A 465-nucleotide genomic window follows, 5' to 3' on the forward strand; every position below is an offset into this window, starting at 1 on the left:
GTTGATGCATCATATACGCGAACAAGATCACCTTCGGCAATCCCACTTACTGTAATTGTATCCGCATCTCCAGCCTTATTGTTTGTTACTTTTACTGTATCCACCGCTGGTGCCACTGTTACTTGTGATTCATATTTCACCGCTGTACGAGCACTTTCTAGCTCATTTTCACTTTGTACACTTACATACACTGTGCCACCTGTTACTTTTAAAAGATCTTTCCCTAAAATTGTTGCTTCTGTTTTTCCTTCCGCCACCGCTTCTGATGTTACGATCGCTTCCCCACCTTTTGATGCTTCATATACGCGGACAATGTCACCTTTTTTCAGTTCTGACACTGTAATTGTATCTTCTGCTTCCAACTTTATTATTTGACACTGTGATTTTTTCTACTGCTGGTGCCACTGTTGTTGGCTCCGCTTCGTACTTCACTGTGACTCTCTTACTCTCATCTTTATTCGGTTT

General features: G+C 41.5%; 1 pseudogene. It reads right to left on the reverse strand.

The window, feature by feature from the left end:
* Window positions 1-338: pseudogene (locus H6481_RS28420) on the reverse strand (hypothetical protein); the annotation flags it as partial.
* Between the last annotated feature and the right edge of the window lie 127 nt (window positions 339-465).

The organism is Bacillus sp. ME78, assembly GCF_903970865.1.
Classification (GTDB): Bacteria; Bacillota; Bacilli; order Bacillales; family Bacillaceae_G; genus Bacillus_A; species Bacillus_A cereus.